At 31.5% G+C, this 15556-nt stretch carries 18 protein-coding genes; 7 read left to right on the forward strand and 11 right to left on the reverse strand.

All coding sequences use genetic code 11. The features are described from left to right. Window positions 1–377 precede the first annotated feature (377 nt). From PQO00_RS08875 to PQO00_RS08890, 4 genes are all read right to left on the reverse strand, one after another. Complete coding sequence (locus PQO00_RS08875) at window positions 378–1502, reverse strand: hypothetical protein (RefSeq protein WP_274184490.1); 1125 nt, start codon at window positions 1500–1502, stop codon at window positions 378–380. Further along, the gene (locus tag PQO00_RS08880; protein ID WP_274184491.1) at window positions 1492–1950 is read right to left on the reverse strand and encodes a MauE/DoxX family redox-associated membrane protein; all 459 of its coding nucleotides are present in this window, start codon (window positions 1948–1950) and stop codon (window positions 1492–1494) included. Before PQO00_RS08880 ends, PQO00_RS08875 begins: the two co-directional genes overlap by 11 nt. 526 nt (window positions 1951–2476) lie before the next feature. After that, the gene (locus PQO00_RS08885; protein WP_274184492.1) at window positions 2477–2758 is read right to left on the reverse strand and encodes a DUF6520 family protein; all 282 of its coding nucleotides are present in this window, start codon (window positions 2756–2758) and stop codon (window positions 2477–2479) included. Between the two features lie 450 nt (window positions 2759–3208). After that, complete coding sequence (locus tag PQO00_RS08890) at window positions 3209–3376, reverse strand: hypothetical protein (RefSeq protein ID WP_274184493.1); 168 nt, start codon at window positions 3374–3376, stop codon at window positions 3209–3211. Window positions 3377–3522: 146 nt separating this feature from the next. Here PQO00_RS08890 and PQO00_RS08895 point away from each other — a divergent pair, with 146 nt between their 5' ends. Beyond that, complete coding sequence (locus PQO00_RS08895; RefSeq protein WP_274184494.1) at window positions 3523–3819, forward strand: hypothetical protein; 297 nt, start codon at window positions 3523–3525, stop codon at window positions 3817–3819. Window positions 3820–3872: 53 nt separating this feature from the next. Here the strand turns inward: PQO00_RS08895 and PQO00_RS08900 are convergent, their stop codons facing one another. From PQO00_RS08900 to PQO00_RS08925, 6 genes are all read right to left on the reverse strand, one after another. Beyond that, the gene (locus PQO00_RS08900) at window positions 3873–4013 is read right to left on the reverse strand and encodes a hypothetical protein (RefSeq protein ID WP_337992834.1); all 141 of its coding nucleotides are present in this window, start codon (window positions 4011–4013) and stop codon (window positions 3873–3875) included. A 233-nt stretch (window positions 4014–4246) separates the two neighbouring features. Then, entirely contained in the window at window positions 4247–5161 is a 915-nt protein-coding gene (locus PQO00_RS08905; protein ID WP_274184495.1) for an AraC family transcriptional regulator, read from the reverse strand. A gap of 22 nt (window positions 5162–5183) precedes the next feature. Further along, a complete protein-coding gene (locus tag PQO00_RS08910; protein WP_274184496.1) occupies window positions 5184–6023 on the reverse strand; it encodes an SDR family oxidoreductase in 840 nt (279 codons plus the stop codon). Window positions 6024–6401: 378 nt separating this feature from the next. Then, the gene (locus PQO00_RS08915) at window positions 6402–6548 is read right to left on the reverse strand and encodes a methyltransferase domain-containing protein (RefSeq protein ID WP_274184497.1); all 147 of its coding nucleotides are present in this window, start codon (window positions 6546–6548) and stop codon (window positions 6402–6404) included. Window positions 6549–6923: 375 nt separating this feature from the next. Further along, window positions 6924–7331, reverse strand: a complete 408-nt coding sequence (locus tag PQO00_RS08920) for a phage integrase SAM-like domain-containing protein (RefSeq protein WP_274184498.1) — start codon at window positions 7329–7331, stop codon at window positions 6924–6926. A gap of 18 nt (window positions 7332–7349) precedes the next feature. Continuing rightward, the gene (locus PQO00_RS08925) at window positions 7350–7493 is read right to left on the reverse strand and encodes an Arm DNA-binding domain-containing protein (RefSeq protein WP_274184499.1); all 144 of its coding nucleotides are present in this window, start codon (window positions 7491–7493) and stop codon (window positions 7350–7352) included. 635 nt (window positions 7494–8128) lie between these two features. On the opposite strand from PQO00_RS08925, the gene PQO00_RS08930 reads away from it, so the two are divergent. The 4 genes from PQO00_RS08930 to PQO00_RS08945 all read left to right on the forward strand — a co-directional run bounded on the left by PQO00_RS08930 (window position 8129) and on the right by PQO00_RS08945 (window position 11868). Beyond that, entirely contained in the window at window positions 8129–9403 is a 1275-nt protein-coding gene (locus PQO00_RS08930; RefSeq protein WP_274184500.1) for a tyrosine-type recombinase/integrase, read from the forward strand. Beyond that, window positions 9404–10450: a hypothetical protein gene (locus PQO00_RS08935; protein WP_274184501.1), complete on the forward strand. Its 1047-nt coding sequence runs from the start codon at window positions 9404–9406 to the stop codon at window positions 10448–10450. Window positions 10451–10531: 81 nt separating this feature from the next. Continuing rightward, window positions 10532–10807, forward strand: coding sequence for a helix-turn-helix domain-containing protein (locus PQO00_RS08940; RefSeq protein WP_274184502.1), 276 nt, complete (start codon window positions 10532–10534; stop codon window positions 10805–10807). 20 nt (window positions 10808–10827) lie between these two features. Then, the gene (locus tag PQO00_RS08945) at window positions 10828–11868 is read left to right on the forward strand and encodes a protein rep (protein ID WP_274184503.1); all 1041 of its coding nucleotides are present in this window, start codon (window positions 10828–10830) and stop codon (window positions 11866–11868) included. On the opposite strand, the gene PQO00_RS08950 is transcribed toward PQO00_RS08945, so the two are convergent. Next, window positions 11860–12498, reverse strand: a complete 639-nt coding sequence (locus PQO00_RS08950) for a JAB domain-containing protein (protein ID WP_274184504.1) — start codon at window positions 12496–12498, stop codon at window positions 11860–11862. The genes PQO00_RS08945 and PQO00_RS08950 overlap by 9 nt on opposite strands. Before the next feature lie 270 nt (window positions 12499–12768). On the opposite strand from PQO00_RS08950, the gene PQO00_RS08955 reads away from it, so the two are divergent. Beyond that, entirely contained in the window at window positions 12769–14331 is a 1563-nt protein-coding gene (locus PQO00_RS08955) for a type I restriction-modification system subunit M (protein ID WP_274184505.1), read from the forward strand. A gap of 1 nt (window position 14332) precedes the next feature. Beyond that, complete coding sequence (locus PQO00_RS08960; protein WP_274184506.1) at window positions 14333–15556, forward strand: restriction endonuclease subunit S; 1224 nt, start codon at window positions 14333–14335, stop codon at window positions 15554–15556.

The following is a 15556-nucleotide window of genomic DNA, read 5'->3' on the forward strand; positions in this document are numbered from 1 at the left end:
GGCCGCCGGGGCGCTCGGGCCCATCAAGCCCAATTGGAGGGACCACCACATACTGCTGCCGCTGCCCCGTACAGAGCTCGAACTCAACCCCAACCTCTTGCCCCAGAATCCTGGGTATTGAATGCTGTATAAACGGGAGTTCGTTAAAATAAGACCCTGGAGTTATATCGAATGAGGTACGATTGAGCTGTCGTACCTCTAAGATTTCCCCTATTCTGCAATTAATATGCTTATTTTATATTAATTACAAAAAGCTTATAAATAATGTTTTAATAAGACTAAAATAGAGGGGAATTACATTGTCTTAGGTATAGGCGCTTAAGATTCTGCTTTTAAGTTTTTGTTAATATTCCATAAAATGGATCATAAATTCTTTATTAGAGATTTTCTTTGAGAGTCATAACCTTGGAATCTGCGTCCTCTTTTAAATGGGGTGATAGATGCTTAAACTGATTCGTGTCGAGTTGGTAAGTCACGATATGATTGCCAATAAGCCCAATAAATTTATCATGGAGTACCCGAAATGATCTTAATTTGTCTTTTTTTATGTCATAAACATAAAAGCTGAACTCGTAAGTGTTCTCTACGAGGTTATATACATCGATAATAGAAGCATTGTTCCACACATTAGTAGGTTCATGTTTGCCTATCAATTTTGAGTTTACAAAAAGATAGTTGCCATAGGTTGTACTGTTTTTATTTACCGTTAGGGGAGGCGCAGCCATTTTTAATTGATTTTTGGATGCTATGGTTCCCACTTCTATTTGAGCACGGCTTATGGTGTCTATGGTTTTTCCAAGGTGGTTTAATTGGAGGGCCGTATCGGCAACAATAAATTGGTTGCGGTAATGGTAGGTATATACTAGCTTTTGTAACTGGTGGTTGTATTGAAGCACACCATCGGTATCGAAAATGCCATCGATCTGTTTTTGTAACAGTTCGTGAGAAAGGTCTACCTTGGGATTTTCTGAAAGGGTTATTTTGCCCAGGATATTTTCTCTGGTCTTACCACTTACGCCCCTAATAAGCAAGCTAACAGAATCTATAGGTTCAACCTGTGAAAAATAGGGGGGATTATCCATGACGGACCTGGCTTTCCAATCGGTTGTGTTCCCCCTAAAAATATAAGGCATTATACCGTCTATAAGAAAGAAATAGGGAGGGATTACCCGGAGCTGTATGTGTTTATATGGGAGACTGTCCCGGTCTAAGGTTAAACGAATGGTTTCTTTATTCTGAAGTACCGTGTCTAAAATTATCAAATGAAATGGCGAGATACTATTCCCCAAATATATTTTTCCTTGATCGGCTCCAGCAATAAAATACGAATTGTAAGAAAGATCCAGTTGTTTGGCTTTTATTGCGGGATGACCAGCAAACCGGCGTGTAAAACTATTGTCTCGATGGATCTTATGTTCTGAAAGGGAAAATAATAAAGACACTATCCCTATCCCGGATATCATACAAATAAAAAGGGTGGTATATGTTTTTTTACGTATCATAGGCATATTTTGAAATATTGCCGTTCTTTTGCGGGCTTAATATCATAACCCCGATAAAGGCAAGAACAACAAAGAAGATATTAAATATTAAATGCTCGGTCCAATCCAATTTTTCTAAAACCCCTCCACAGGAACAGGGAATAAAATCACTAAAATTCAAAATGATAAAAATATAGGTCGTAAACATGATCATAAGGGTAAAGGCAGCATACAGGGCCGGTAATCTAAATTTTGGAATGACCAAGGCCAGTGAAATTAGGATCTCAATAGTAGGCACTCCAAAAGCCACCCAAGACGTATAAGCAGTAAGCACAGGAGATTGCCCTATTTGAATCTTAAATTCGTCAAAAATTAAAAATTTGCTTACAGCTGCATATACAAATAATAGTATAAACAGCATACAGATAAGTTCCAACAAAATGTTTTTATGTTTGCTATTGATTTTCATAATATTTATAATGAATCGGTCTTGACTTTTTGTGTTTAACCAAGAATGAAATAAAACTTGACCAGATAAGACCCTTTTTGAAAGGCATAGTATCGTTACGGTTAATAAAAGTAACGAAATATGGACGAATTTTAGCCATTCCTATCTGCTGGAGGCAGGTTTTAGGAAATAGAAAAGTCAAGATGAGTTCAAAGAAAATAATTTATTAACGACATGAAATAAGGATTAAAATTTGTTTTTAAAGCGTGATTGGTTGTTTAGTAAAGGTTTAAGAGTGTTGTTAAAAGTTAGTTTTTAATGGTGTTCATACTAATTTTATTAATCCACGCTTATGGCATGGCAGGCTAATCCCTCCGAAAGGCGGTATCCTATTTAATATCTTTTATCAATGAACCCTATATCTTTATTAGGCCACCACTATGTACTATTATATGCTGTTATCGAATATCATGTCATACTCAATAACAGACATATATAATACAAATAAAAGAGGGGCGCTTTTTTCAGCACCCCCTATGATTAAACTTTAGTAAGGTAATCGGTATACATCCGAACATATAAGCCCCCATACTCTAGAATGTAAGTTAAAACTAAGACCAAAAAGAGAAGTAGTGCAATTCGCTCCCCAGTTGTAAATCGAACATTCTGAGGGTACCTGATCTAATAATAAGGTACAAAATTGAGGAGGTAACAACTGGATATATATACTTCCTGTATCATTTGGAGCAGGTTTAAAAGCAAAAGAGGCAAAAATGGCCAGCACAAAAACAAAGCCAGGTAAAACTGTTTTTAAAAAATGACGTTTCATAATATAGATATTTAAAAATTTATGACCTACTCTATTTTACAGGTTTTCGGCCTTACTCCTGATTGTACACTATAATTTTATCTCGAATTTATTATTCGTGAGTCCAACCCAGAGGTATTTTTAAAGTAGGTAGTGATTCTTAAAATGATCTATGTTTAGGCTAATACCAATAAATCTTATAAGTTTATCTTGAGTGTTTGAACTACTTATACTTCGACACAAAAGTTAAACAACTTGAATTTTGATATTATAAACACTAATGGAGATTACGGCTTTTATGATAATAGTACAATCCGGTTTGGTTAGCTCGTCTATGACTATTTTAAATAATGTTTACCTCCTAAGGTTTACCATAAAAAGCAAACTTAAAGAATAAGATTTATCTCTAAGGGATAAAAAAATGTCCGAGAGGGATTATATTTTTAGTAGGAAATTATTTTCAATAAGTAATTAGGTATTCAAAATGAGTGTTTTATTATTTATCTTGTGTTTCTGCTTTATAAGGTCTGTTACGTGTTTTTTACAAGTGTGATACCGTTCAACAGTTCCTGCAGCAAAACCTTTTTCAATAAGGCTATCAATTTCATTATTATGTTCTTGAAATATTTCGAGTAACATTTTTTGGCTTTTATAACCAATATAATAGATCCAAAACTCTCTTTGAGCTATATCCCAATATCAAAAAGGTTTTTAATCTGGTACAAGGGCTCAGGAATATATTCAATACGGCTGCTTTTATATAAATTACCCATACTAATAAAGTAGTGCTGCATAAAGGCTTTATAAAAATTGCCGATTTAGTTAAATACCCAAAAAAATATAGCGGAAAAACCATTCAATTAAACAGAATCTGTACCAAGATTAATGCAGGTATTATGAATAGAAACTGGATTCATTTAAAAGATGGGAGTAAAGATGACTTTGACCTTGTAATAACATCTGATACATTTATTCCTGAAGGGTCATCACTTACAATCAAAACGCTTGTAACCTTGGACAAGAATTTTGGTGCAAGTTATAAATACGATCTTAGATTAGAGAATGGTGTTATTATTAAGTAATTATATGAGGTCTTTTTTGTTAAAATATTTTCACCTAACCAAAAGTTTTTAATTTATAAAATTATATTGAATACGTAACCAGATATTATGATGCAAAGTGTTACTACACCAAAGAAGACACCTATTAATTTTAAGGTCATTACTTTTTTTAATAGCATAGCTTCTGGTAACGATAAGCCAACAACTCCCATCATAAAGGCGATTGCAGTTCCTAACGGAATTCCTTTGGCTACCAATACCTGAACTACTGGAGGTGTTTAAATTAAAATATAATTTTTATCACATTCGATAAAACTTTTGGAGCAGGTTATCTCTATAATTTAATTTTAGAAAACGAAGTGCTAATTAAGTAATTGCTTTGTCTTTGCGTTTTTTAAGTTTTCAAATATGTCAAGCAAACCAATTTTGGTTTTAGGTCTCAGTCAAATTAATTAAAACTCGCCCTAAACTCTAAAGGCGATAATTTAGCTTTACTCTTAAACAACCTACTAAATGATTGTGAATGCTCAAAACCTAATTGATAAGCAATTTCACTTACTGATAAATTAGTAGTAGATAATTTTTCTTTGGCTTTTTCAATTAGCTTTTCGTGAATGTGCTGTTGCGTACTTTGGCCTGTAAGAGATTTTAACAAGCTGCTTAAATAATTTGAAGAGATATTCAATTGTTCAGAGATGTACTGAACAGTTGGTAATCCTTTGACGGTTAAATCGTCATCATTAAAATAATTGGTTAAACAAACTTCTAATTGTTCTAAAATTTGATGGTTGCTTATTTTACGAGTGATGAATTGACGTTGGTAAAATCGTTCGGCATAATTTAACAATAATTCAACTTGTGAAATAATAATGCTTTGGCTGAATTTATCAATATTTGCGTGATATTCTTGCTGAATGTTCTGCATAATATTGGTAATTAATTTTTCTTCTTTTTCTGAAAGGAATAAAGCTTCATTAACATCATAACCCAAAAATTTGTACTTCTTTATACTTTTGGCCAACGGTGTATTCCATAAAAAATCTGGATGTATGAGTAACATATAACCTGAAGGTTTAAGATTTGGTTGTTTAGTGACTTGCATACTCAATACTTGTTTGGGTGAAAAAAAAGACATCAATCCTTCATCAAAATCGTATTCTTGTTGCCCATACATTAACTTTACCTCAATATCTCGTTTTAATGCAATGCAATAATAATCTTGAATCCAAGTAAGGGTTTCCCCGTCTTCCATTTGGTAATCAACTTTACTATACTCAATCAAACTTACCAAAGGATGTTCTGTCTTTGGTAAGTTTGCTAGTGTATGGTAATCATTTATTGATTTAAAATGTTCAATCTTCATTCTTCTATTTTAGGATAAAAAATTAATAATCCGTAGATGTTGCCAGTGTTTTGTGTGCTGTCATTTCACTTTCAATAGTTTCCATTTTTTGGTTTGCATATAGGTAGGCATCACTTCCTAAAAACAAATGTAAAGGTAAATTTTCTTGTTTAGTTAATTCAATTAAAACATCTGCTGCTTTTTCAGGGTCTCCTGTTTGGTTACCTCTAATTTGACTTGTGTGTAATTCTTCAATTGCTCTGGCTTCGGTATAAATATCAATAGGTTTTTTAGGCAGCATCAAAGAACCCTCATCTAAAAAATTAGTTCTAAAATAACCTGGATAAACCACTGTTGCAGTAATGTTAAAAGGTTTTGCTTCTGCCGATAATGCTTCCGTTAAACCTACTACAGCAAACTTTGTAGCACAATACACACCAAAACTTGGAAAATTGCCAATAAAACCAGCTACCGAGGCAATATTGAAAATGTGTCCTGAATTCTGCTCGCGAAAATGCGGCATTACTTTTCTAATAACATTCAATGCGCCAAATACATTTACATCAAAATTTTCTCTGGCTTCTGCATCACTTAATTCTTCTAATGTGCCTGCTTGTCCGTAACCTGCATTGTTTACAACGACATCTATTTTTTTGAACTTTTCTATGGAATTAGCAATTGCCTTTTCAATGCTTTGTTCATTTATCAAATCTACTTGAAGTGGCAAAAAATCTGAACCTGAATAATTTACCGCATTTTTCAATGATTCGATATTTCGAGAGGTTGCTGCTACTTTATAACCGTTATCCAATAATTTTTTAACTAATGTTAGCCCTAAACCTTTTGAAGCTCCTGTTACTAACCAAACTTTTTTTGTGTCCATTTTTTTGTATTTAAATTAATAATACAAAATTCCGAAGAACACATTTAGGTAATGTAACCGAATCTATGATTGTTGTAACTGAAATTGTTGCTCTCCTATTTTACTGCATTTTATTAAAAAGAACGGTTGATTTTCGCTTACTACAGTGATTTCAAAAAGGCCGAAGTCATTAAATTCCGCTTTGACTTATTCTCTGTTGTAATAGAATATTTTCACTCCTTTGTGAAACTCATATTGGGCTTTACTTATCAATTCGCCTTTTCCAAAATTGGGTGCTTCTTTGGTTATGGCTGTAAAAACCATAAAACCATTTTTTGCTAGTTGATTATAACAATCTTTGATTAGCTTTTTTTCTTTCTTCCCTATCCAATAAGTGAATTAAAGTATAACAAAAATCCCATCATACTTTTTGCTGTCAAAAGGCATTTCACTTACGGTACCTTGATAAATGGTCATTTCGGTTCCGTAATGTTTTCTTGCTAGTTTAATGGCTGTTTTTGAAATCTCAATTCCGGTTACTGTCATTCCACTTTCAATAAAAGGTTGGGCATTCCGAGCATAACCTATGCTTGGAATAAGTGCGTTCTGTATTCCTTTTTCCGTAAAAAAAATCTTTTGTCAATACAGCAGATTTTGTAGGTTTTGACACCTGTATTTCTTGCTTGTCAATAAAGTTATCTTCCCTAAACTCAGTCATATTAAACGCAAATTTTATCTTCTAATAGTTCACATTCAATTCCTTTGGTTTTAAGTTGTATTGAAATTGAATTTGTATCGATAGTTTCTCCTCCGATTCTTAAAATAACGTGAGTTCGATTTAAAACAAGGGAGTTTTTAACAATAAATTCACTAATAAAACGATTTGTCTCCTTGAGTACTTCAGACTGCGCTCAGCATAAACTAAAGTCGAAAGGTCATTAAAACATTATTATTGCAGTTTTTAACACTTCTCAAATAAAATTCGTAATCGGTTATAAATGCGTGATTTATTTTAGAAATGTCAATATTTGAGATTTGGTATTTCCATTCTAAAAAAGCAATGGTATGTTTTAATGACGTTTTATATCGCTCTAATGTTCCTGGAGCATATTCTTTACCTACTAATTCTTCAATCTTATTATTGTGGTCTTGAAAAATTGGGATAAGCATTCTTGTATTATTATCAACTCCTTGAAGTTTTGATTTTAAAACCGCTGAGGTTGCAACAATTTTATCTTTCATTATTTCGTGATGCGCATCGTAAACTTGCTGCTCTAATGCTTTAAGGTATGTATTTAAGGATTTAACTTCTTCTGATTTACCTTTCACTTTTTGAAGTTTATTATCCTATTTTTCAGGCTCTATATATCTTTTTGATGCAATTTCTTTTTGCTTTCCGTTTATTATAATTCGTAAATAAATAGGAGCTGTGCCATCGGCTTTAGTTTTACTTTTTTTGATTAGAAAAAGTAAATTGAATGTTTTGGTCATTTGTGGTAACTTTTTAGGTTGATAAAACTATCTTTTAAAACTACTTGAAACAAGATGTTCAAAACGTAAACTCCTTATTATACCAATTATGACTCAAAACAACCCCTATAATTTGTTTAGCTCACAGATCTAATTTGATAAATAGGAGTTCATGAATCTTCGATTACAATTTTGCTCATATTTCAATATAAAACATGAGCTCAGCTTGACAGGGTATAAAACCATAACAAAGGCTATGATTGAATTTTCTATCATATCAGAACAAAACATAATTCAAATTATTTATAGCTCATTTTAAATAATAATTGGTATTATACAAGTGTTTCAGCGTTTTCTAGTGACCTATTTGAAATTTTTGGAATAGGTCACTGAAAGCATACCATTTAATAAACTTTATGGGATGGTCACAAATGAAAAAACGCCGTAAAGCATAAGTTTTACAGCGTTTTTATTGAGTTTTCTTAAACTCTTAGCGGAGAAAGAGGTATTTGAACCTTTTATGTTTAGATACGCTTAGTTTTATTTAACTTATTAAATGTCAATAACTTGTTAATAATGTTAGTGTTAGTTTATACCCAAATAATGTATTAAATCATAACTTTACTGTCAACGATTCTGTCAACTGGTAAAAAGTTATGAGAAGTACATTTAATCTTAAAGAACCCAATAAATCTGGTGAAACTTTAATACTATTTTCAGCTTACTTCAAAAATGAAGGGCGTAAATTTGTTTACTCCACTGGAGAAACTATCATTCCAGAGCAATGGGATTTTGAAAACAGGCAGCCCAATAACCTCAACGGTAGGAGTGAAGTAGCTAATCGCCATAGGGCTATAAAAAGGCAATTAGATCGATATTCTAATTTCTTCTCGGATACTATTCAAAACTATAAACTCGCTAATAGAGAAATAATTATTTCGGATATTAAAGATGATTTTGACATTGAGTTTAAAAGAACCAAATCCATATCCAGTAAGTTTTTTGAAGTTTATGAAATATTTTTAACTGAAAAGAAAAACGATTATACGGCTGATGCTAATTCTCAAACAACTATTAAACGCTACGAATACAATAAAAAGTTACTTTTTCAATTTCAAGAGCATAGAAATAAGAAAATACACTTCAATCAAATAGATAAGTCTTTTTATAATTCATTTGTGGATTTTTGTATTACTGAGAAGAAACATTCGGCAAATACTCTTCGTAGAAATGTTGGGTTGTTTAAAACCTTTCTCTATTGGGCTTTAGAAAGCGGGCATACCTATAAAACGGACTTTCAAAAATTCAAAGCACCTAAATCACAACAGACTGATGAGGTTGCTCTTACTTTAGACCAAGTTCAGGAAGTTTTTGAATTTGATTTAAGTAATAACCTAAGATTGGAAAAGGTAAGAGATATGTTTGTCTTTGGTTGTGCTACTGGTATGCGGATAAGCAATTATTCAAAAGTAGAAAGAAAGGATATTCAAAACGGTTTTATTAAAGTAAGGGATAAAAAGAATATTGATAAAACCTTAGAAATACCTTTAAACGACTTTTCTGTTTACATTCTTAAAAAATATGATTACAAATTACCTAATATATCTAATCAAAAATTCAATGATTATATCAAAGAAGTTTTTCAGCTTTTAGGCTATGATGAAAATGTTAAAAAGACGATTAGAATAGGCAAGGAATTGATAGAGCAAATAAATCCTTTGCATGAACGCATATCCTCGCATACAGCTAGAAGAAGTTTTATTACTATTATGAAGAATAAAAAGATACCTGATAAGGTCATTATGAGTTACACGGGACATAGGAGTTTAGAGGTTTTTAATAAGTATTATAAACCAAATAATGACGATAAAAAGAACTTTATGCAAACGGTTTGGAAGATGAACGATACTCAGTTAAAAAAGGTAAATTAAATGGAAAAGAAAACAATAGGTTTTGAAATTACTATGAGAGAGGATGAGAAGGTCACTATAATTGAACCACCTGAAAAGACAAAAGCATATCTTAGATCATTATTCCCTAAAAAAAATCATACGGATTATTTGACAGAATTTCTTGCATCAAAGAAAAATTATGAAATAGCGATTAATGCTATACATGATGCGATGGAAAGGTCTTTGCCAAAAGAGATTAAAAAGAAATGTCAATATTGTAACGGTGAGAGTGAGGACAAATGTGATAAAAAATGCACAAAGTACGTATTACAGATGCAGATGACTTTCATGGTAGCTGCTAATGAATTTATTCACATAGTATTCAAAAATAGATTTATCTACAATAATAAATCTAATTTACAAAAACTAACTATTGAGTTTTTTAATTGCTTTAGATTTATAGAAGGGAAGGGGCTAATGTATTTTGATTTGGATCAAATGTGTCGATCAGCATTAAATTTTGGATTTCTTTCATTGTCTGAATTGTTCGCAAAATCCGAGACACTTAATGCATATACAATTATTAATCAAACATTGGACAGTATTAATGATGAGGACTTACAAAATAAAGTTTTGCAAAGAAAAGATGAAAACTATATTGAATTACAAAAGGAGTTTTTTGAAAATAAATTGCGCTATTACAAAGAGAAAATTTTTGTTGAAGAAAAAGACCGTTCCTTAAAGGTAAAGGGAAACATTACTAAAAAAGTAAATGACCCATCAATACTTCAATATGCTCTTTATTATTACTACTTACAAATGGGTGGGGATTTTGGTTATTTTGAGAATCATCCTAAAGGTAAGGTAAAAGCTATTCAAGAGTTAATTACTAATGAAGGGTTAAATACAACGATTAAGTATTTTCAAAAAGTTTATAATAAAATAGCTCATTATACAACGAATAGAATTGCAAAAAATCAATTAGCAAATATAGATTTCGTTGCAAATACAATGCTTAAAGATTTTCCAAAGGCTAAAAAGATAGCTTTATTAGAATTAAAAGAAGCTAAAACAAAGAATAGGTAACCATAAACAGGTAACCGTTACTTTAAAGTTACTTCCTCAATCTACGAATAAGTTTGTAACAAATTACTAAAACGATTTGTTATGAATAACCCATTTGAGACAATCAACCAAAGATTGTCAAATATCGAAACACTTTTATTGGATATTAAACATAAGCCAATAGAAGAGAAAAAATCTGAAAACTTAACCGTAAAAGAATCTGCTGAACTTCTTAAGGTTTCTGAACAATCCATTCATAATTACATAAAAAGAGGATTTTTATCAGCTCAAAAAGTTGGTAGAATATTACTTCTAAAAAGAGTAGATATAGAGCAATCTCTAAAAGAAGTGAAATCCCTGAAATACAAAAGAAACTAATTAATCTTAATTAATTTATTATGATTTCTAAAGCAGGGAATATCTATACATTAGTAGATAGTAGGACAAACAAATCGGGACAAAATAATGTTATGGTCAATGGTGAAGGCTCAGACCTCAGCAAAGTTGATGCTTTAAAAGGTAGGGCGAAACGGAAAACAATCACACAAATAATGATGTTAAAACTCATTGAAATTGCTCAGGAAGAAGGAGAACCCGAATTAGAAAAATCGTATTGGAATACTTATTACTGTCAACAGAACCTTTTTACGGCAGATGGTAGACTTTATGGTAAATATTGCAAAAATAGATTTTGTACGTTGTGTTGTAGTATTAGAAAAGCTGAATTGATTAATAAATATTATCCGATATTGAAACAATGGAAAGAACCTTATTTTTTAACCTTAACGGTTAAATCATGTAACGCTTATAATTTGCCAAGGTATATAAAGAAGTTTATATTTGGTTTTCAGAGAATAACTGAGAAACATAGAAAGCGGTTTCAAAGAGGTAAGGGAAAAAGGCTAATGGGCATTCGATCGTTAGAATGTAATTTTAACCCTGTTAAGAAAACTTACAACCCACATTTTCATATAATAACTAAAGATAAAGAAACAGCTCAGGTATTATTATCCGAATGGCTGGAATTATGGACACCCAGGTTTGCAAAAAGACCTGCTCAGAATATGCAAAGAGTGGATGACCTAGAATCAGGATTAATTGAGATTATAAAATATGGAAGTAAAATTTTTACAGAACCTGATCTTAAAAAAAGAAGCAATAAAAAAGGGAATGCTCAAATATATATAAAGGCATTGAATACTATTTTAACAGGAATGAAAGGAAAGCGTATTTTTGACCGATTTGGATTTAACTTACCTAAAAGTTTAAATACGGAAGAAATTCCGGCTAAACTTTTATCTGATTATAATGAATGGGAGTATGACATAGCCTCAGCAGATTGGATAAATATATTGACAGGTGAAAAGTTGTGCGGATATGAATTACCTCCCTATCTAAATGCAGTTTTAGAGAATAATATCAATAGTTCTTTAGTCTAATCTCTTATATTTCCTTCTAACCCGCAATTTTTCAACTTCCTCCAATGAAAGTCCTGTTGATTCAGAAATAGTGTGTTTGTCAATTCCGTTTCTTTTCATTGTTTTAGCTATCTCAATTTTTTCATTTCGTTTTGCAATTTCAGTAGCCTCTTTTTTTATTCGCTGTTCCAGTACATATTTAGGAACATATTTTGTGCTTTTTTTCAACTCATCTAAAAGCCCAATATCTTCATAACTCAAATAACTTTTGTCCGATATTATTAAATGGTCTAAAACCTCAGTGTTAACAATAATCCCTACTTGAATGAGCTTATCTGTAATATCGTTATCTGCCTCAGATGGTTTTAACTCACCGCTTGGATGGTTATGGCATAAAATAATCCTTACAGCCCTTTTTTGTAACGCAAAGCTGAATACCTCCATAGGGTCTGCTAATGTTTTATTTACAGTTCCCAGACTTATAAGTTCTATAAAAAGAATACGATTGTTATTTTCTAAACCAATAACCCAAAAATGTTCTCTGTTTTGGTCAATTTTGTTTTCTCGAAGTAGAATCTTTTGCATAATTCCGTATATGTCATCGGAATTTAATACTTTGATTTTTTCGGTTTCTGTTAGTTTTATGTCCATAGCGTAAATGTAAGGCTTTTTTCAAAATTGAATATGTATTTTTTAGCTTGCGCCTGATGGATAAAAATAGCAAAAAAGACAAACTTCAACACTATAATTTATTGAGAGTACTATAATTGGCTAACTTGTTTGGGAAAATGTATTAAGGGATAAATATTTAATTGGTTATGAAATGTATTTACACTTAAAGAATAACATTAATACATACTTATTTAGCTTAATTTCTTTTTCTATATTTGAGAAGCTTTTTACTACAACCAAAATCAATCAATGAGCGAAGAACAAAAAAAACTACTCGAAGCACAATTATGGAATATTGCAAATGAACTAAGAGGCAAAATGGATGCCGATGAGTTTCGAGATTATATATTAGGATTCATATTTTACAAATACCTTTCAGAAAAACAATATTTATACGCTAACAAGTTATTAGAAACAGAAACCATTAAGGATTATCTTAAAGTAACTGATGAAGAGGATTTGGATGCTATTAAAGAAGAATCCTTAATTAAGTTAGGGTATTTTTTAAAACCGGACGAGTTATTCAGCTCTATAGCTAAAAAAGGTAACGCCAATACTGAAAATGAAAGCAATTTTATTTTAGAAGACTTAGAAAGCATTTTAAATGGTATTGAGCAAAGTACAATGGGTACAGAAAGTGAAGACGATTTTAACAAGCTCTTTGAGGATTTAGATTTAAAAAGCACCAAGTTAGGTAGAAGTACAGAGGCAAGGAATGAGCTGATAGCAAAAGTGTTATCACATTTAGATAAAATAGATTTCGCTTTAGAAGATGCTGATGCTGATGTATTAGGGGATGCTTATGAGTATTTAATCGGGGAGTTTGCAAGTGGTGCAGGGAAAAAAGCAGGGGAGTTTTATACACCTCAACAAGTATCTAAAATATTGGCAAAAATTGTTACTACCGGTAAAAAACGTTTAAAAAGCGTTTACGACCCTACGTGTGGTAGTGGCTCTTTATTGTTGCGTGTAGCGAGGGAAGTTGAGGTTGATGATTTTTTCGGACAAGAATTAAACCGAACCACCTATAACTTATGTAGGATGAATATGATTTTGCACGATGTGCATTATCGTCATTTTGATATTAAGCAAGAAGACACCTTATCACATCCGCAACATATTGATATGAAATTTGAAGCGGTAGTAGCAAATCCGCCGTTTTCTGCTAAATGGAAAGGTAAAAATAATCCCTTAAACGAAAATGATGAGCGTTTTAGTCAATACGGCAAGTTAGCACCAACAAGTAAAGCGGATTTTGCTTTTCTGCAACACATGCTTTACCAATTAGCAGATAATGGTACTATGGCTTGTGTATTACCTCATGGTGTATTATTTAGAGGTGCAGCTGAAGGTGTTATACGTAAGTATTTAATAAACGATTTAAACTATTTAGATGCAGTTATAGGTTTACCTCCTAATATTTTCTTTGGTACAGGTATTCCAACCTCCATATTGGTGTTAAGTAAGTGTCGTGTAAACGATGATAATATATTATTTATTGATGCTTCAAAGGAATTTGAGAAGGATGGTAATAAAAATAAGCTTTTAGATGAACATATTGATAGAATAGTTAATACTTATAGAGAGCGTAAAACCATAGATAAATTTAGTTATCTGGCAAATTTAGATGAGGTTGTAGAAAACGATTATAACCTTAACATACCACGTTATGTGGATACGTTTGAGGAAGAACAACCTATTGATTTAGATTTAGTTTCTAATGAATTACAGATATTAGAAAAAGATATAAAAGAAACAGATGCTATCATTTCAGACTTTTGTAAGCAACTTGGTATAAAAACACCATTTTAATATGAGTGAAGTGAAGCAAATACCAAAGTTGAGGTTTAAAGAGTTTTTAGATAGTTGGAGTAAGGTTCTTTTAAATGATATAGCAACTTTTTCAAAGGGTAAGAGTATTTCTAAATCAGATATAGTTGTAGACGGAGCAACAGAATGTATTAGATACGGTGAACTTTATACAGATTATAATGAAATTATAGAAGAAATTGTATCTAAAACTAATTTGCCTACTAAAGATTTAGTCTTTAGTAAGAAGAATGATATAATTATACCCTCCTCAGGAGAAACACAATTAGATATTGCAACAGCTTCATGTGTTTTAAAAGATGATATTGCTTTAGGAGGTGATTTAAATATAATAAGAACAAAAGAAGATGGATTATTTATTGCTTATTACCTAAATAGTGCAAAAAAGAAAGCCATAGCATCGTTGGCTCAAGGTAATTCGGTTGTGCATTTATATAATCACCAATTAAAGGGGTTAAATTTAAACTTACCTGATTTAAAAGAACAACAAAAAATATCATCATTTCTTACATCAGTAAATAAAAAAATAGAATTACTACAACATAAGAAAAACCTTTTAGAGCGATATAAAAAAGGAGTATTGCAACAAATTTTTAATCAACAATTACGGTTTAAAGATGATAAAAGGAATGATTATCCGGATTGGAAAGAAGCAAGATTGAGTCAAATAAGCTCAGATGTAAATTATGGTATTGGTAGTGCAGCAAAAGAGTTTGATGGCAAGAATAAATATTTAAGAATTACTGATATTGAGGATTCAACACATTCCTTTAAACCAAAGCCATTAACATCACCAGAAGGAACAATAGATGAAAAATATTACTTAAAAGAGAATGATATTGTTTTTGCTCGAACAGGAGCCAGTGTTGGTAAATCGTACTTATATAAAAAAGAAGATGGGATTTTAGTTTATGCTGGATTTTTGATAAAATTTTCTATTATTAACGCAAATTCAAAATTTGTATACTACAATACTTTAAGACCTAAGTATTGGAGGTGGGTTTCAGTAATGTCCATGCGTTCTGGACAACCAGGCTTAAATGCAGAAGAATTGAAATCTTTTAGTTTTTTACTTCCTTCTTTAGGTGAGCAAACCAAAATAGCCAACTTCTTATCGGCTATCGATACTAAAATAGAATTAGTAAACACCCAAATAGAAAATACCCAACAGTTTAAAAAAGGCTTATTGCAACAGATGTTTGTATAA

This window comes from Flavivirga sp. 57AJ16 (assembly GCF_028736925.1).
GTDB lineage: Bacteria > Bacteroidota > Bacteroidia > Flavobacteriales > Flavobacteriaceae > Flavivirga.